General features: G+C 66.6%; 13 protein-coding genes. 10 read left to right on the top strand and 3 right to left on the bottom strand.

Features of this window, described 5'->3' with window-relative positions; translation table 11 throughout:
• Positions 1 to 461 precede the first annotated feature (461 nt).
• The 6 genes from BRAO375_RS07605 (at position 462) to BRAO375_RS07580 (ending at position 7,790) form a co-directional block, all read left to right on the top strand.
• The gene (locus BRAO375_RS07605) at positions 462 to 743 is read left to right on the top strand and encodes a DUF3606 domain-containing protein (RefSeq protein WP_009026884.1); all 282 of its coding nucleotides are present in this window, start codon (positions 462 to 464) and stop codon (positions 741 to 743) included.
• 26 nt (positions 744 to 769) lie between these two features.
• Positions 770 to 3,004 carry a glycogen debranching protein GlgX gene (gene glgX / locus BRAO375_RS07600; protein WP_009026883.1) on the top strand — a complete coding sequence of 745 codons (2,235 nt, stop codon included), beginning with the start codon at positions 770 to 772 and terminating at the stop codon, positions 3,002 to 3,004.
• Positions 3,005 to 3,091: 87 nt separating this feature from the next.
• Complete coding sequence (locus BRAO375_RS07595) at positions 3,092 to 4,165, top strand: tartrate dehydrogenase (protein WP_009026882.1); 1,074 nt, start codon at positions 3,092 to 3,094, stop codon at positions 4,163 to 4,165.
• 155 nt (positions 4,166 to 4,320) lie between these two features.
• Complete coding sequence (gene pyk / locus BRAO375_RS07590; protein WP_009026881.1) at positions 4,321 to 5,739, top strand: pyruvate kinase; 1,419 nt, start codon at positions 4,321 to 4,323, stop codon at positions 5,737 to 5,739.
• Positions 5,740 to 5,930: 191 nt separating this feature from the next.
• Positions 5,931 to 6,743: a UDP-2,3-diacylglucosamine diphosphatase gene (locus tag BRAO375_RS07585; protein WP_035639469.1), complete on the top strand. Its 813-nt coding sequence runs from the start codon at positions 5,931 to 5,933 to the stop codon at positions 6,741 to 6,743.
• A 57-nt stretch (positions 6,744 to 6,800) separates the two neighbouring features.
• Positions 6,801 to 7,790: a threonine ammonia-lyase gene (locus BRAO375_RS07580; protein WP_009026879.1), complete on the top strand. Its 990-nt coding sequence runs from the start codon at positions 6,801 to 6,803 to the stop codon at positions 7,788 to 7,790.
• Between the two features lie 15 nt (positions 7,791 to 7,805).
• Here the strand turns inward: BRAO375_RS07580 and BRAO375_RS07575 are convergent, their stop codons facing one another.
• Positions 7,806 to 9,536 (bottom strand): caspase family protein, encoded by a 1,731-nt coding sequence (locus BRAO375_RS07575; protein WP_009026878.1) that lies wholly within the window; start codon positions 9,534 to 9,536, stop codon positions 7,806 to 7,808.
• A gap of 153 nt (positions 9,537 to 9,689) precedes the next feature.
• Positions 9,690 to 11,243 (bottom strand): hypothetical protein, encoded by a 1,554-nt coding sequence (locus BRAO375_RS07570; RefSeq protein ID WP_009026877.1) that lies wholly within the window; start codon positions 11,241 to 11,243, stop codon positions 9,690 to 9,692.
• Between the two features lie 75 nt (positions 11,244 to 11,318).
• Between BRAO375_RS07570 and BRAO375_RS07565 the strand changes: the two genes are divergently transcribed.
• Positions 11,319 to 12,506 (top strand): MFS transporter, encoded by a 1,188-nt coding sequence (locus BRAO375_RS07565; protein WP_009026876.1) that lies wholly within the window; start codon positions 11,319 to 11,321, stop codon positions 12,504 to 12,506.
• Here BRAO375_RS07565 and dgcA read toward each other — a convergent pair.
• Entirely contained in the window at positions 12,488 to 13,483 is a 996-nt protein-coding gene (gene dgcA / locus BRAO375_RS07560) for an N-acetyl-D-Glu racemase DgcA (RefSeq protein ID WP_009026875.1), read from the bottom strand. The genes BRAO375_RS07565 and dgcA overlap by 19 nt on opposite strands.
• A 158-nt stretch (positions 13,484 to 13,641) precedes the next feature.
• Here dgcA and BRAO375_RS07555 point away from each other — a divergent pair, with 158 nt between their 5' ends.
• The 3 genes from BRAO375_RS07555 to BRAO375_RS07545 all read left to right on the top strand — a co-directional run bounded on the left by BRAO375_RS07555 (position 13,642) and on the right by BRAO375_RS07545 (position 16,585).
• Positions 13,642 to 14,775, top strand: a complete 1,134-nt coding sequence (locus tag BRAO375_RS07555) for an ABC transporter permease (protein WP_009026874.1) — start codon at positions 13,642 to 13,644, stop codon at positions 14,773 to 14,775.
• A gap of 6 nt (positions 14,776 to 14,781) precedes the next feature.
• On the top strand, positions 14,782 to 15,552 hold the full coding sequence (locus BRAO375_RS07550; protein WP_008962303.1) for an ABC transporter ATP-binding protein: 771 nt from the start codon (positions 14,782 to 14,784) through the stop codon (positions 15,550 to 15,552).
• 151 nt (positions 15,553 to 15,703) lie between these two features.
• The gene (locus BRAO375_RS07545) at positions 15,704 to 16,585 is read left to right on the top strand and encodes an MlaD family protein (RefSeq protein ID WP_009026873.1); all 882 of its coding nucleotides are present in this window, start codon (positions 15,704 to 15,706) and stop codon (positions 16,583 to 16,585) included.
• The last annotated feature ends 217 nt before the right edge of the window (positions 16,586 to 16,802 follow it).

Here is a 16,802-nt window from a genome sequence, read left to right as displayed (position 1 = left end):
GGACGTTGGGTGCGGGATGCGGTGGCTGCTTGCGGGCTGCAGCGGGACTTGGGCCCGCGGACGAACGGCAGGCATGCGGACGTAAAATCGCGTGGTCCTGGCGCCCCGAAGCTGGCGCCAAGCGGTCCGGGGATGATGATCCGGATCGTGACGGTGGCTAACACGCCGGACACCGGGGAGATCGCGACATAAGCGTGAAAACCACCGCGCGGGGAATGCCGGGATGTCTCGGCTGAACCTGTGGTGACTACCGCCTGCTTTTTTTCTGCAGGCGGGCCATGGGTGCGGCCAGCGCCCGGCATTCCCTGCGCCCTCTGCCTGATCGGAGGGCGACGTCGCCGACATGACTCGGGCGGATGCCGCCGCGAGAACGAGCGCGCATCCGCATGTGCGTGCGGTCGGGCTCCCCCACGGGAACCAAACTCCAGAGCGGCGGTTAGCTCGTATGCAGGAGGAACCCAATGCGCCGTCCCAAAATCCAGCCGATCCGCAACAAGCTCGACCTGACCGACCGGGTCCAGGTCCGCATCGTCACGCGCCGGCTGCGCGTCACCCAGGCTGAGCTGACCGAGATCGTCGGCCGCATCGGCAATTCCATCGCCGCGATCTCCAAAGAGGTTCAGCTGCAGCGGACAAGCAAGATGGCGGTCCCGGCGGATATGCCGCCGGCAGAGGTCATTGCCTCCGTCGCGGCAACTGAAACCGTGGTCGCAGAGGCCGTCGTGACATCAGAGACCCACTAGGCGACGCCAGCGGGCAGGGGGCATTCATGGATCAACTCACCGACAGGGCCGACGCCCTGACGCAGGCGGCATTCAATCTGCGCAAGGCCAAGATCAGCGAAGGCCGGCCGTTTCCGCTCGGCGCGACCTGGGACGGCCTCGGCGTCAATTTTGCGATCTTTTCCGCGCACGCGACCAAGGTGGAGTTGTGCCTGTTCGACGAGACCGGTGAGACGGAGCTCGAGCGCATCGAGCTGCCGGAATACACCGACGAGGTCTGGCACGGCTATCTGCCGACCGCGCGTCCCGGCACGGTCTACGGCTATCGCGTTCATGGACCCTACGAGCCCGACGCTGGTCACCGCTTCAATCCGAACAAGCTCGTCATCGATCCCTATGCCAAGCAGCTGGTCGGGCAATTGCGCTGGGGCCCGGAGTTGTTCGGCTATCAGCTCGACCACGCCGACAAGGATCTTTCCTTCGACGATCGTGACAGCGCGCCCTTGATGCTGAAGTGCCGGGTGATCGATCCCGCCTTCACCTGGGGGACCTCGCGCAAGCCGGAGATCCCGTGGGAGCGGACCATCTTCTACGAGATGCACGTCAAGGGTTTCACCAAGCTGCATCCGCTGGTGCCGGAGGCCGACCGCGGCACCTTCGCCGGCCTCGCGCATCACGACATTCCGGCCTATCTGCGCTCGCTCGGCATCACATCGGCCGAACTGCTGCCGATCCATGCCTTCATCGACGACAGCTATCTGGTCGAGAAGGGACTGCGCAACTATTGGGGCTACAATTCCATCGGCTTCTTCGCGCCCGAGCCGCGCTATCTCAAGACGCCGTTCGCGACCGAATTCAAGACCATGGTCAACCAGTTCCATGCCAACGGCATCGAGGTCATCCTCGACGTGGTCTACAACCACACCGCCGAAGGCAACGAGCTCGGCCCGACCCTGTCGTTCAAGGGCATCGACAACGCCAGCTACTACCGGCTGCTGCCTGACCAGAAGCGCTACTACATCAACGACACCGGCACCGGCAACACGGTGAACCTGTCGCATCAGCGTGTCCTGCAACTCGTCGCGGACTCGCTGCGCTACTGGGCGACCGAGATGCGCGTCGACGGCTTTCGCTTCGACCTCGCCACCATTCTCGCGCGCGAGCCCTACGGCTTCGACGAGGGCGGCGGCTTCCTCGATGCCTGCCGGCAGGACCCGGTGCTGTCCGGCGTCAAGCTGATCGCCGAGCCCTGGGACATCGGTCCGGGCGGCTATCAGGTCGGCCAGTTTCCGCCGGGCTGGGCGGAGTGGAACGACAAGTTCCGCGACACCACCCGCGCGTTCTGGAAGGGCGATGGCGGCACCATCGCCGATTTCGCCAAGCGCATCTCCGGCTCCGGCGATCTGTTCAACAAGCGCGGCCGCCGCCCCTGGGCCAGCGTCAATTTCATCACCGCGCACGACGGCTTCAACCTCAACGACCTCGTCTCCTACAACGACAAGCACAACGAGGCCAACGGCGAGGACAATCGCGACGGCCACAGCAACAACCATTCGTGGAATTGCGGCGCCGAGGGACCCACCGACGATCCCGAGATCACGGTTCTGCGCGAACGGCAGAAGCGCAACATGCTGGCGACGATGCTGCTGTCGCACGGCACGCCGATGCTGCTCGCCGGCGACGAGTTCGGGCATACCCAGCACGGCAACAACAACGCCTATGCCCAGGACAACGAGATCAGCTGGCTCGACTGGATGGGCATCACCTCGCAGGGACGGCAGCTGCGCGAGTTCACGCGCAAGCTGATCGCGATGCGCAAGGCGTTTCCGATCCTGTACCGCTCGCGCTTCCTGGTCGGATCTCTCAACGAGGAGCTCGACGTCAAGGACGTGACCTGGCTCGCGCCCTCGGGCGAGGAGATGGCGACGGAGCAGTGGACCGACGGCCATGCGCGCTGCTTCGGCATGCTGCTCGACGGCCGCGCCCAGGAGACCGGCGTCAGGCGCCGCGGCTCGGATGCGACCTTGCTGCTGATCTACAATGCGCATCACGACGTAGTGAACTTCACTCTGCCCTCCGTGCCCGAGGGGCACAATTGGCTGGCGCTGATCGACACCAATCAGCCGGATGCGCAGGTGCAATCGCTGCCGTTCGGCCATGTCTACGAGGTCACCGGCCGCTCGATGCTGGCGCTCGGCCTGTCCTCCGAGCAGCAGCCGATGCGCGGGCTGCGCCACGGCCTCGGCGCCCTGCTCGACATCGCGGAGTCGCCGCTGGGGTAGGCGCGTAATCGGTCCGTCTTGTCGTACGCAGGATGCCGTGTCAAAGCTGTCCGGGTGAAACGCCCGGACAGAGGTCGAAGACAAGCAATGCGCACCCATTCCATCGCCGCCATCCCCGCCGACGGCATCGGTCCCGAGGTCATCTCCGCCGGCGTTCGCGTGCTCGAGGCGCTGGCCAAGCGGGCAGGCGACGTCAGCTTCAACGTCAAGACCTTCGACTGGGGCTCGGACTACTACAAGAAGCACGGCGTGATGATGCCGGCCGATGGCCTCGCCGAGCTGAAGAGGTTCGATGCGATCTACTTCGGCGCGGTCGGCGCGCCCGACGTTCCCGACCACATCACGCTGTGGGGCCTGCGGCTGCCGATCTGCCAGGGGTTCGATCAGTACGCCAATGTGCGCCCGACCAAGATCCTGCCGGGCGTGGCCTCGCCGCTACGCAATGTCGGCGTCGGCGATCTCGATTGGGTGATCGTGCGCGAGAACTCCGAGGGCGAATATGCCGGGATGGGCGGCCGTGCGCATCGCGGCCTTCCTGAGGAGGTCGGCACCGAGGTTGCGGTCTTCACCCGCGTCGGTGTCACCCGCATCATGCGCTACGCCTTCAAGCTCGCGCAGTCGCGCCCGCGCAAGTTCCTGACTGTCGTCACCAAGTCGAACGCGCAGCGCCACGGCATGGTGATGTGGGACGAGATCGCTGCTGAGGTCGCGCGCGAATTCCCCGACGTGACCTGGGACAAGATGCTGGTCGATGCCATGACCGTGCGCATGACTCTTCAGCCGAGGAGTCTCGACACGATCGTGGCGACCAATCTGCACGCCGACATCCTGTCCGATCTGGCCGGCGCGCTCGCCGGCAGCCTCGGCGTGGCGCCGACCGGCAACATCGATCCCGAGCGTCGCTTTCCGTCGATGTTCGAGCCGATCCACGGCTCGGCCTTCGACATCACCGGCAAGGGCATCGCCAATCCCGTGGCGACGTTCTGGACGGCTGTGCAGATGCTCGAGCATCTCGGCGAGAAGGACGCTGCCGTCAGGCTGATGTCGGCGGTGGAGAAGGTGTGTGCGGCCGGCATTCTCACGCCGGATGTCGGCGGCAAGGCGACGACCAAGGAGGTGACCGACGCAGTGATCGATGCGATCCACGGCTCCAATGTCTGACGCGTGCCCTTCTCCCGTACAATCTCGGCGTGTTGGGGGTTGCGCTTGCAATGAACGCTGCGGGGCGTATACAGCGCTTCCGCTGCGTCCGCGCATGCCAATCACATGCACGTCATAAAGACGCGACACAGGGGCTTAAGGAGAAAGGACTCACCATGCGTCGTCACCGTCGAGCCAAGATCGTCGCGACTGTCGGCCCCGCGAGCAATTCTCCGGAGATGCTGAAAGCGTTGTTCCTCGCCGGTGTCGATACGTTTCGCCTCAATTTCAGCCACGGCACGCAGGCCGATCACGCCAAGGTCCACGCCGCGATCCGCGCGCTGGAGAAGGACGTGCAGCGGCCGATCGGCATCCTGATGGATCTGCAGGGACCGAAGATCCGCGTCGGCACCTTGCGCGACAAGAAGATTCAGGTCGAAGCCGGCGAGACCATCCGCTTCGTGCTGAATGGCACTGAAGGCGACAAATCGTCGATTCCGTTGCCGCATCCGGAGATCTTTGCGGCGGTCGCCCCGGGTCACGACCTTCTGATCGATGACGGACGCGTGCGCGTGCGCGTCACCGGTCTCGGCAACGACTGGCTCGAGGCCAAGGTGATCGTCAGCGGAGCGATCTCGAATCACAAAGGCGTCAATCTGCCGGGCACGATCCTGGAGCTGTCGCCACTGACGGCGAAGGATCGCTCCGATCTTGCCTTCGGTCTTGATCTCGGCGTCGATTGGGTGGCGCTGTCTTTCGTGCAGAAACCGTCCGACGTGCTGGAGGCGAGAAGCCTGATCAACGGCCGCGCCGGCATCATGTCCAAGATCGAGAAGCCGGCGGCGCTGGATCGGATCGACGACATCATCCAGCTGTCGGATGCGATCATGGTCGCGCGCGGCGATCTCGGTGTCGAGATTCCCAACGAGGACGTGCCGGGCAAGCAGAAGGAGCTGGTGCGCGCCTGTCGGCTCGCGGTGAAGCCGGTGATCGTGGCGACGCAGATGCTGGACTCGATGGTGGCGACGCCGACGCCGACGCGCGCCGAAGTCTCCGACGTCGCGACCGCGATCTATGACGGCGCCGACGCGGTGATGCTGTCGGCGGAATCGGCCAGCGGGCAATATCCGCGCGAGGCGGTGGCGATGATGGACAGCATCATCAAGTCGACCGAGAAGCACAAGATGTACGCCTCGATCATCCAGGCGACGCAGCCCGACGAGGAGCAGACGCCGCCGCATGCGGTGGCGACCGCTGCGGCCGATCTCGCCTCCGCCATCCATGCCAAGGCGATCGTGGCCTATACGTCGAGCGGCACCTCGGCCTCGCGCGTCGCCCGCAAGCGGCCGAGCCTGCCGATTCTCGCGATCACGCCGAACGAGGACACCTCGCGGCGGATGTGCCTGTTGTGGGGCGCGCATAGCGTGCTGTCGCAGGACGTGCAGAGCTACGAGGAGATGGTCGAGCGCGCGACCTTCTTCGCCGTCCAGGAGGAGTTCGCCGACAAGGGCGATCTGCTGGTGGTCGTCGCCGGCATTCCGTTCGCGCAGGCCGGCACCACCAACAATTTGCGCGTCGTCACCGTGCCCAGATAGGAGGCAGCCGAATTCCCTTGATGCGCCGCCCGCCTGTCGCCTGATTGTCGCACCCCGCTGGTATCGCGGGATCGTGACGAGGACATCGCGAGTCGTCATAGGCGCGGTGTCCGTCGCGGTCCGGCAGGATGGGTTCTGCCGGTGTGACGTTCGTCATCGCCGTGTCATCAGGGACTGTTAGGTGGGCGCGCATGGGACTCGAGACTGCCGGTGAAGAAAGCCCGACGAAGCGCTTTCGGACGTTGTTCATCTCCGACGTACACCTCGGAGCCCGCGGCTCGCAGGCCAATCTCCTCGTCGATTTCCTGCGCCATCATGATGCCGATACGATCTATCTGGTCGGCGACATCATCGACGGCTGGGCGCTGAAATCGAGCTGGCACTGGCCGCAGTCGCACAACGACCTCGTGCAGAAGATGCTGCGCAAGGCGCGCAAGGGCGCCAAGGTGGTCTACATCCCCGGCAATCACGACGAGTTCCTACGTGGCTATTACGGCACGCATTTCGGCGGCATCGACGTCGTCGAGAACATCGTCCACACCGGGACGGACGGGAAGCGCTATCTCATCATTCACGGCGACATCTTCGATCTCGTCGTCCAGAACGCCCGCTGGCTCGCCCATCTCGGCGACAAGGCCTATGACTTCGCGATCCAGATGAACCGTCTGGTCAACTTCTTCCGCCGCATGCTCGGCGTGCCCTATTGGTCGCTGTCGCAATGGGCCAAGCAGAAGGTCAAGAACGCGGTGAACTACATCGGCGCGTTCGAGACGGCGCTGGCGGCCGAGGCGCGGCGGCATGGCGCCGACGGCGTGATCTGCGGCCACATCCATTGCGCCGTCATCCGCGACCAGGACGGCATCCGCTATATGAATTGCGGCGACTGGGTCGAGAGCTGCACGGCGCTGGTCGAGCATGAGGACGGCCGGTTCGAGATCCTGACCTGGACCGACCCGCAGCGGCAGCCGGCCCCGGTTCCGCAGCTGGCCGCCCGTGCCGCCTGAGAGCAGGCGACGCTGGCTCCCTTGCTTCGCGCCAATCGGGCGCGGTAAAATAAGGGCATGACAGCTCATGCTCCGATCCTGCCCGTGACCGCCGCCGACATCGACGCGGCGGCTCGGGTCCTCTCGCCGGTGGCGGTGCGAACCCCGCTGCTGCCCGCTCCCGTGCTCAGCGATCGGTTCAAGGCGAATGTGTTCGTCAAGCCGGAGGTGCTGCAGCGGACCGGCTCCTTCAAGTTCCGCGGCGCCTATAACAAGCTCGCATCGATCCCCGAAGCGGACCGCGGAAAAGGCGTCGTGGCGTTCTCCTCGGGCAATCATGCGCAGGGCGTCGCCCATGCCGCGACGCTCTTGGGCATGCACGCAACGATCGTGATGCCGTCGGATGCGCCGCTCGCCAAGCGCGAGCGTACCAAGGCCTTCGGCGCCGACGTCGTGCTCTACGACCGTGACCGCGAGGACCGCGAGGCGATCGCGCGCGACATCGCCGGCAAGCGCGGCTCGACGGTGGTGCCGCCTTATGACGATCCCTATGTGATCGCCGGGCAGGGCACCGTCGGCCGCGAGATCGCCGAGGATCTTTCGGCGCTCGGCCTGTCGCCCGATGTCGTCGTCGTCCCTGCCTCGGGAGGCGGCCTGCTGGCCGGCGTGTCGACGGCAGTGAAGGCGCGCTTTCCGCAGACGCAGATGATCGTCGCCGAGCCCAAGGGCTTCGACGATCACGCGCGCTCGCTCAGAGCCGGCCATCGCGAGGCCCATGATGCGAAGGGGCGCACGATCTGTGATGCGCTGATGGCGGCGATCCCTGGAGAGATCACGTTCGCCATCAACAGCAAGCTGCTGTCGGCCGCGGTCGAGGCCTCCGATGAGGAAGTCGGGCGCGCGGTCGGCTTCGCCTTCCGCGAGCTGAAGCTCGTCGTCGAGCCCGGCGGGTCGGTCGGGCTTGCGGCCTTGATGGCCGGCCGGCTGGACGTCGCGGGCAAGACGGTCGTGATCGTTCTGTCCGGCGGCAATGTCGACGCCGATCTCTACGCCCGGCTCATCGCCTGAGGATTGTGCTAGGCCTCAGCGGAAGCCGAGGCCACTCCGCGCAAATCCGCCTCCGCCCGGACGTGATCCGCTCTGCGCGAGGTGTGGTGTGCTGGGCCCGCGCGTCGCTCCGGGACCTCGTGCCACCACAGGACGCGACGCATTGAACCCCGGCTTGAACGGTCCGGAATTGCCGGGGAAGGGGCGTTTGACCTCGCGAGTCTCGAACGGGCGGCCGGGCGTGCGCTTCAGCGGATCGCGCTGGATCTTCGTCACAGCAGGCGGCATCGATGGCGGCGGGCTCTTGTCGCCCACCTTGCTCGGACCGACCGGCCGCGGGTCGACGACCTTGCCGGGCGCGGGATTGGTGATGGGCTTGCCGTTGGTGACGACTGTCGGCGGCAGCGTCTGGCGCGGCGGCAGATTGGTGATCGGATTGCCGTTCGGCAGTCGCGGCAGCGGGCCGGGGCGCGCCTGCATCTGATAGCCGCCGTTGAGGGGACGCGGCGTCATGTGCGGCGGCACCAGCAGCCGGCTCGGCTGCAGCAGCGGAATCGGGCGCGGCTGGACCTGCAGCCGCAGCGCGACCGGTGCATACGGACTGTCCGCATAGGTCTGGCTGAAGCTCTGATAGGCCGAAGGCGAGTTCGCCAGGACCGCCTCGTGCCAGGCTGCGGCCTGCACCAGGCCGGCGAGCAGGGCGCGGATGCGGTCGGCGAGCGGATCGCGCGGATACATCGCGACGAACTCGCGATAATATTGCGGACGGTTCTCAGACAGCACGTAGTCATAGGCCTGCCGCACCGACCGGCTGGGCAGGTCGGCGGCCATCTGCACCACGGGCGCCTTGTCGGCGGGGCGCGCGGCCGCGACCAGCGTATCGCCGAAGAAGGTGAAGTCGCTGGTCAGCGACGAGCTCTCCCACGGTGTCTGCCGTCCGTCCGTGCTCTGGTTCACCTGCAGGCGGACGCGCTTGAACAACTGCTCGATCGGCAGGTTCGGCTGTCGTGCCAGGTTCAGGAAGGCCTGCGTGTACGGGCTGTGCTCGCCGCGGCCGTCGAGGGCCTCCTCGCCCGGCGAGGTCGAATAGCCGACGATCGAGCCGTTCGGCGCGTCGACGATGGCGAGGCCGCGGCCGGCGTCATTGATGGAAGGGAAAGGATTGTTGCGGCAGGCATCGAGCACCACGATGCGCATGCGGCTCGGCACGGCTTCGAGCGTGGCCATCAGATCGACCAGCCTGACGGTGCTCGTCGTCAGATCCGACGGCGCAGAGATGCGGGCATCGATCGGGATCAGGTAGTTCTCGCCGGCGAGCTGAACGCCATGGCCGGCGTAGTACACCATCGCGACGGCGTTCGGTCCGTGGGCTGCGACGCGGCTGGAGAAGTCCTGGACCACCTTGAGCATCTCGTTCTGCGTCAGGTCGGTGGCCGTGATCACTTCGAAGCCGGCCGAATTCAGCAGCTTGGACACGGCATGCGCATCGTTGTCCGGATTCTCGAGGGGAGGTGCGTTCTGATAGCTCCCGTTGCCGATCACGAGCGCAACGCGCGGCTCGGGCCCTTGCTGCGCCGGCGCGGCTTGCGTGTCGGCTGACGTCGAAGGGGGTGGCGCCAGAGCGCGGGGCGGCGTCTGCAGGCTGTCGAGTTCGCTGTTGGCCGCGAAAGCCGAGCCGAGGCTCGCGCAGGCCAAGAAGCCCAACAGGGCGAACGACAGCAGGGATCTCCAACGAAACCTGGGAGCGCGGAATTTCGGAACGGGCACGGCGTTCTCCTCGAGCATGCGCAAGGCGGATGACTTGAGGAGCAGGTTAGGGGGATCATGGGCGGGCGTACGTGACCCGCATCACCTCGACACGGCAGCGAAGCCGGCGTCGCCACGAGATCAGCGAACGCTGCTGACCGACGACTTTCGAGCTTACGAGAAGAACGCGATCTTCTCAGGCTGCGTCATGCGCCGGATCGGCGCCAGCGGATCGTTCGCCGGCACCTGCGGGCGCTGCAGAAGGCCGTTCGACAGCAGCGTCGATCCGAGCGATGGCTCGTAGGCGGGCTTCGGCATGGCGAAGGCGGTCGTGCTCGGCGCCGCGACGGTCGCCGTCGCGGCCGGCGGGCTCGGCATGAGCTCGGCAGGCGGCAGCGCTTGCGGGGGCTGGGGAGCCACGGCCATTGCCGCGGCCACGGCCGCCAGGGTCTCGACGGCAATCGACTCCGGGAGCGGTACCGGATCGGGCTCGCTGGGAGCCGGAGGCGGTGCCATCGGCGGAGCCATGGCCACGGGCGGAGCGACCGGAGCCGGAGGGGCCTTGGCGACAGGGACTTCGGCCGTGGTCAGTGCGAGCTCAGGTTCGGACGGCGCGGGCTCGCTGAAGCTGGCAACGATGTCGTCGTCGACCGAGGTCGGCTCCTCGATATCGAACCCGAGGGTGCGCGCGCGGCTGAACTCCTCGTCCTCGATCGGATCGGGCGCGCCCATCTCCGCCGCGACCAGCTCCAGGATCGCCTCGTCCTGCGCCGCCGCGGCTGCCGCATTCTCGGCTTCGACGAGGGTCTGCTGCTCGATCTCGACCAGGGCCTCCGCAACGGACGGCTCGGCCACCATCTCGAGCGGCGTGCTGGGGTTCACTGGCATGGCGTCGGCAGAGATCTCGGCCGCCGTCGTCTCGTTGGCCACCGTCAGCTCTGCAACGATGACGCTGGCCGACCCGGAGGATGTCTCGATCGCCTCGATCGCGGCCACGGCAGCGACCAGCGGGCTATTCGACGCAAACGCTGGCTGGAGGTCCGGCTCGGGTGCCGGCTGCGGCTCTCCTTCAGGATCCAGATCTTGTGCCGGCGGCGCCTCCGTCATCGGTGCGACACTCGTGGGGGCCGCAGCCTCTGTCGCATGGTCGCCCACAGAGGACGTCGGTGCTTGCCCCTCGTCCAGCTGCTTCAGCCGGCTCTTGATGATCTCGAACGCTGCGAGCAGCGCGGCCTTGGGGTCTGCGCTCGCGAGCTGGTCACACGCGGCCTCGATCGAGACCACCTGCGAGTCTATCAGGTCGCAGATCCGGGAGTCGGCGCCGATCTCGCGCCAGCGCCAGGAAATCTCCTTGATGATCCGGGTGCCCTTGCGCACCGGCGCGAGGTTCTGCTCGAGGGCCAGGCCGTCGACCGCAGATGCCGCAGCGACCGCAGCATCCTCGACCGCCGCGCGGATCACGGCCAGCGCTTCGGGTAGCGCCCGGCTGTCGGCCTGATCGAGCTCCTGCTGCTGCTGGCGCTGCGAGGCCAGCGCATGCTCGATACGCGCCACGGCGTCGAGCACCATGCTGGTGTCGGCATTGCGGTTGCGCTTGGCATACTCGCCCAGGAACCAGCGGCCTCGCGCGGTCTCCATGAAGGCGTCGCGGATCGCCTCGTAATCGGCCTCGTTCGGCTGAGCCGCGCGGGCGGAAATCGGCGAAAGGGCGAACACTTCATCGACCATGGCAAACCCATCGCGCAAATTGCTGCGCGTTGGCATAACGATCACCATGATATTGATCGAATCGCAATTGAATTGATGCCACTGTCCCGACAAATCTCCACCACATCGCCGGTATTGTCGCGTCGATTCGCGGGGAGGTTGGGGCTGTTCTATGGCGCCGTCTTCGCGCTGTCCGGGACGCATCTGCCGTTCTTTCCCGTGTGGCTACGGGCCATCGGAGTTGATGCCGCATGGATCGGCATCATCATCGCGGTTCCGGCCGTCACGCGTTTCACCGTCTTGCCGCTGATCACCTCGCTCGCGGAACGTCGCCAGGCCTTGCGGGGGGCGTTGCGGCTGACGACGTTCGCAACCGCGTCCGGCTTTACCGTTCTCGGTCTTCAGCATCAGCCGTGGCTCGTGCTTCTCGTCTATGTCGGACTCTGCAGTCTGTGGACGCCGGTCGTGCCGCTGACGGACGCCTATGCGCTACGCGGGGTGATGAGCTATGGCCTGAACTACGGCAGACTGCGGCTTTGGGGATCGGCCGCCTTCATCGTCGGCACGCTGCTGTGCGGCGGCCTGGCCGACGTCGTTCCAGCGCCACAGCTGATCTGGATCATCGTCGCGCTGGCGCTCTGCGGGGCCGCAAGCGGCCTGCTGCTGCAGCCGCTGCCGCCATTGCCGCGCAGCACGGGTCCGGCTCAGGATGGCCGCAGCCTGCTCGGCAGTCCGCGCTTCCTGTGCATCATCGCCGCCTCGGCGCTGATCCAGGGCAGCCACGCCGCCTACTACACGTTCTCAGCCATCGAGTGGAAGGCGCAGGGGCTCAGCGGGCTCACCATTGCCTGGCTATGGACCATGGGGGTGCTCGCCGAGATCATCTTATTCGCGCTGTCGCCGCGGTTCACGCTCTCGCCGGCCATTCTGGTCGTGATCGGGGCCGTCGCGGCGGTGTTGCGCTGGGTGCTGACGGCCCAGGAGCCGCACGCGGTGGGGCTCGCGGCCGTGCAGATCAGCCACGGCTTCACGTTCGGGCTGACGCTTGTCGGCACCATGGGGCTGCTGGTGCGCGAGGTGCCGGCGCATCTGACGGCGCGCGGGCAGGGCTATTATTCCGCTGCCAGCGGCGTGGTCGGCTCGGCCGCGTCGATCCTGTCGGGGCCGCTCTATGCGGCCTATGGACCTGGGGTCTACTACGCGATGGCCGCCATGGCCGGGCTCGGCGGCGCGCTGATGTGGCTCGGCCGCGCGCGTCTGTCGGCTCAGCCCCACAAGGCCTGATCGGGCGGATAGACCAAGCTGTCCTCGTAATACAGCCCGTGCGCGCAGTCCTCGGCGAGCAGCAGCGGCCCGTCGAGGTCGACATAGCGGGCGAGCGGCGTCAACAGCATTGCCGGCGCCATGGACAGCGATGTCCCGACCATGCAGCCGACCATGATGTCGAACCCGAGCGCGCGGGCAGCATCGGCCATCGCCAGCGCCTCGGTCAAGCCGCCGGTCTTGTCGAGCTTGATGTTCACGGCATCGTAGCGTCCGCGCAAGCCATCGAGCGAACTGCGGTCGTGCACGCTCTCGTCGGCGCACACCGCGAGCGGACGCGCCATCCTGGCAAGCGCGTCGTCCTTTCCGGCGGGGAGCGGCTGCTCGACGAGGGTGACCCCGGCCTCCGCACAGGCGGCGAGATTGGCTTCGAGATTGACCTCGGTCCAGGATTCATTGGCATCGACGATGAGTTGCGACTGCGGCGCGGCCGCACGCACCGCCGCGATGCGCGCCGGATCCCCGTCGCCACCGAGCTTGATCTTGAGCAGGGGCCGGTGCGCCGCCTTGGCTGCGGCACTGGCCATGACATCCGGTGCGGCGAGCGAGATCGTGTAGGCGGTCACGCAGGGCTCCGGCGCGCGGCGGCCGAGCAGGTCCCAGATCCGCCGGCCGCTGCGCTTGGCCGCGAGATCGAGCAGCGCGCAATCCAGCGCATTGCGAGCAGCCCCCGGCGGCATCGCCGTCTGCAGCGCGTCGCGATCGAGGCCCGTGGCGATCGCATCGCGCATCGCGAGCAGGGCGGCCAGCGCCCCGTCGGGCGACTCGCCGTAGCGCGGGTAGGGCACGCATTCGCCGCGACCAACGATGTCGCCATATCTGAGCTCCGCGATCACCGTCACGGCTTCGGTCTTGGCACCGCGGCTGATCGTGAAGCTGCCTGAGATCGGCCAGTGGCCGATATGGGCGTCCAGTATTGGAAAACCGCTGGAAGTCATTTGAAAGTCTAACGCTTTGTGAACCGGATTGCGGCGCATGGGACTTGCGCGACGGAAGCGACTATGGCTGTTGATAGGGGTCTCCGGCAAGGTGGTGGCGACGCGGTGGGATTTTTCTCGTCAAGGGGCGCGGACCAGAAGCTCCGAGGTTGGTCGTCGTGAACGGCAGCCCTGATCTGCAACGCAGCGCTGACGGCAATGCGCTGGCGCTGCGTGCGACCGGCGCCTGGACCGCGCCCTTCGCGCCGGCGCTCGAACGCCTGGTCGCCGATGCCGAGAAGCTCGCCGGAAAAGCCGGCAACGTGTCGATCGACGTGTCGCAGGTCTCGAAGCTCGACACTTTTGGCGCCTGGCTGATCGAGCGGCTGCGCCGCAGCTTCACGACGGGAACCGTGGAGGCGCGGATCGACGGCCTGTCGGCCAACTATGCGAGCCTGGTCGATGAAGTCCGCCGCGTCAGCCTCGCCCCCGGTGACGATGCGATCAACGTGACCATCACCGGCATGCTCGGGCAGATCGGCCGCAGCGTCGCCGGCATCGTCGGCACGGTGGCCGCGCTGATCGACATGCTCGGTGCCGTGATCGTCGCCAGCGGCCGTGTGCTCATCCATCCGCGCAGCTTCCGCCTGACCTCGACCATCCATCATCTCGAGCAGGTGTGCTGGCGCGCGGTGCCGATCATCGTGCTGATCACCTTCCTGATCGGCTGCATCATCGCCCAGCAGGGCATCTTTCATTTCCGCAGGTTCGGCGCCGACATCTTCGTCGTCGACATGCTCGGCGTGCTGGTGCTGCGCGAGATCGGCGTGCTGCTGGTCGCGATCATGATCGCCGGCCGATCGGGCAGCGCCTACACGGCCGAGCTCGGCTCGATGAAGATGCGCGAGGAGATCGACGCGCTCAGGACCATGGGCTTCGACCCGATCGAGGTGCTGATCCTGCCGCGCATGCTGGCGCTGGTGATCGCGCTGCCGATCCTGTCCTTCCTCGGCGACATCGCGGCGCTGTATGGCGGCGGGCTGGTGGCATGGTTTTATGGCGGCGTCGATCCCGAGGCCTTCCTGTTGCGGCTGCGCGATGCGATCTCGATCGATCATTTCACCGTCGGCCTGCTCAAGGCGCCCGTCATGGCGGCCGTCATCGGCATCGTCGCCTGCGTCGAGGGCCTTGCGGTGGAGGGCAGCGCGGAGTCGCTTGGGCGCCACACCACGTCGTCGGTCGTGAAGGGCATCTTCTTCGTGATCGTGATGGACGGCGTGTTCGCGATCTTCTTTGCTGCGGTCGGGATGTGAGCTGAGATGATCCAGGCCGTGTCCGATCCGATCATCCGCGTGCGCGACGTCACCGTGCAGTTCGGCAAGACGCGCGTGCTCGACGGCCTCGATCTCGACGTCAAGCGCGGCGAGATCCTCGGCTTCGTCGGTCCGTCCGGTGCCGGCAAGTCGGTGCTGACGCGCACCATCATCGGTCTCGTGCCGAAGCTGTCGGGCAACATCGAGGTCTTCGGCGTCGATCTCGACGCCGCCGACCGCGCCGGCCGCCGCGCCGTCGAACGGCGCTGGGGTGTGCTGTTCCAGCAGGGCGCTTTGTTCTCCTCGCTGACGGTGCGGCAGAACATTCAGTTTCCGGTGCGGGAGTATCTGAAGGTCTCGCAGCGGCTGCTCGACGAGATCATGGTCGCCAAGCTGGTGATGGTCGGATTGCGGCCGGATGTTGCGGATCGTTTCCCGAGCGAGCTCTCCGGCGGCATGATCAAGCGCGTCGCATTGGCGCGCGCGCTCGCGCTCGATCCGGAGCTGGTGTTTCTCGATGAGCCGACCTCCGGGCTGGACCCGATCGGCGCCGGCGATTTCGATGAGCTGGTGCGCACCTTGCAGCGGACTTTGGGGCTGACGGTTTTCATGGTAACTCATGATCTCGACAGCCTGTACACGGCCTGCGACCGCATCGCCGTGCTCGGCAACGGCAAGATCATTGCCGCGGGATCGATGGCCGACATGCAGGCTTCGGAGCATCCCTGGCTCCGGCAGTATTTCCACGGCAAACGTGCCCGCGCCGTGATGGGGTAGCATCAAGCGCCCCGGGGGACGGATTTTTGTGAGCGGGAGTGGGGACTCCTGCGACAAAGTTGATGGGGTGGGTGCCGCAGTCCGGCGCCAACCGAGAGCGCACCGAAGCGGCCGGATTATCGGCCGCAAAGTGCCGGTACCGGAGTTGGTAATGGAAACGCGGGCGAATTACGTCCTGATCGGATCGTTCACGCTGGCCGTGCTTGCCGCGGCGGTCGGGTTCGTCCTGTGGTTCCAGAGCCTGCACACCACCAAGCAGCGCAGCCCGTTGCGGGTGGTGTTCGAGGGGCCGGCCGCGGGTCTGCGCAACGGCGGCAGCGTCAACTTCAACGGTATCCGGGTCGGCGAGGTCATCTCGGTCAAGCTCGACAATCCGCGCCGCGTGGTGGCGCTGGCGATGGTCGAGAACAACGCGCCGATCCGCAAGGACACCCTGGTCGGCCTGGAATTCCAGGGCCTCACCGGCGTCGCCGCGATCTCGCTGAAGGGTGGCGAGGAGGCCGCGCCGCCGCCGCCGCTCGACGAGGATGGTGTGCCGCTGCTGCGCGCCGACCCGACCCGGCTGCAGGACGTCACCGAGGCGATCCGCGCGACCTTGCAGAACATCAACAAGGTGGTGGCCGACAACCAGGAGGCCGTGAAGAGCTCGATCAAGAATCTCGAGGTCTTCACCCAGTCGCTCGCCCGCAACTCCGAGCGCATCGATGGCGTCATGAGCCGGGTCGACGGCATCATGGGCAAAGCGGATACGTTGATGCTTGGGCTCAACACGCTGGCCGGCGGCAAGGACGGCGGCGAGCTGTTCCTGACCGTGAAGTCGATCCGCGAGCTCGCCGAAGACTTCGACAAGCGCTCCGGCGCGCTGATGGCCGACGGCCGGCGGACCTTGTCCGACATCAGCCGCGCGGTGAACAATTTCGACCGCAACCCCACCCGCGTCCTGTTCGGCGCCAGCAGCTCGACCTCCAGCCCGAGCAACGCCCAGGCCTCGCAGCCGGCACCCGCCGCACCGGCCAGCAGCGGCCGGCGGTGAGGGATTCGCGACGAGCGAATGGGAAGTGGCGAATAGGCGCGTGAGCCTTGTCGCCGCGCCCGTGGCCGTTGGCATGCTGGAGGTTTGCCCGCTCTGACGTCGACCAGCGGCGGTATCTTGCGCGGCAGCCACGCTCTCATCAAGCAGCCCGGCGCACGTTTGCACTTCCCCAGTGCGCAGTTCGGAGGTGAGCCCCACTGTCACCCTCCCCTGGAGG

Source organism: Bradyrhizobium sp. ORS 375 (assembly GCF_000239775.1).
Lineage (GTDB): Bacteria > Pseudomonadota > Alphaproteobacteria > Rhizobiales > Xanthobacteraceae > Bradyrhizobium.
This window is presented reverse-complemented; position numbering and strand designations above follow the sequence as displayed.

Bases quoted from the DNA above. Each gene is read 5' to 3' on its own strand.
- BRAO375_RS07605 (WP_009026884.1), top strand. From the start codon at position 462: ATGCGCCGTCCCAAAATCCAGCCGATCCGCAACAAGCTCGACCTGACC.
- glgX (WP_009026883.1), top strand. From the start codon at position 770: ATGGATCAACTCACCGACAGGGCCGACGCCCTGACGCAGGCGGCATTC.
- BRAO375_RS07595 (WP_009026882.1), top strand. From the start codon at position 3,092: ATGCGCACCCATTCCATCGCCGCCATCCCCGCCGACGGCATCGGTCCC.
- pyk (WP_009026881.1), top strand. From the start codon at position 4,321: ATGCGTCGTCACCGTCGAGCCAAGATCGTCGCGACTGTCGGCCCCGCG.
- BRAO375_RS07585 (WP_035639469.1), top strand. From the start codon at position 5,931: ATGGGACTCGAGACTGCCGGTGAAGAAAGCCCGACGAAGCGCTTTCGG.
- BRAO375_RS07580 (WP_009026879.1), top strand. From the start codon at position 6,801: ATGACAGCTCATGCTCCGATCCTGCCCGTGACCGCCGCCGACATCGAC.
- BRAO375_RS07570 (WP_009026877.1), bottom strand. From the start codon at position 11,243: ATGGTCGATGAAGTGTTCGCCCTTTCGCCGATTTCCGCCCGCGCGGCT.
- BRAO375_RS07565 (WP_009026876.1), top strand. From the start codon at position 11,319: ATGCCACTGTCCCGACAAATCTCCACCACATCGCCGGTATTGTCGCGT.
- dgcA (WP_009026875.1), bottom strand. From the start codon at position 13,483: ATGACTTCCAGCGGTTTTCCAATACTGGACGCCCATATCGGCCACTGG.
- BRAO375_RS07550 (WP_008962303.1), top strand. From the start codon at position 14,782: ATGATCCAGGCCGTGTCCGATCCGATCATCCGCGTGCGCGACGTCACC.
- BRAO375_RS07545 (WP_009026873.1), top strand. From the start codon at position 15,704: ATGGAAACGCGGGCGAATTACGTCCTGATCGGATCGTTCACGCTGGCC.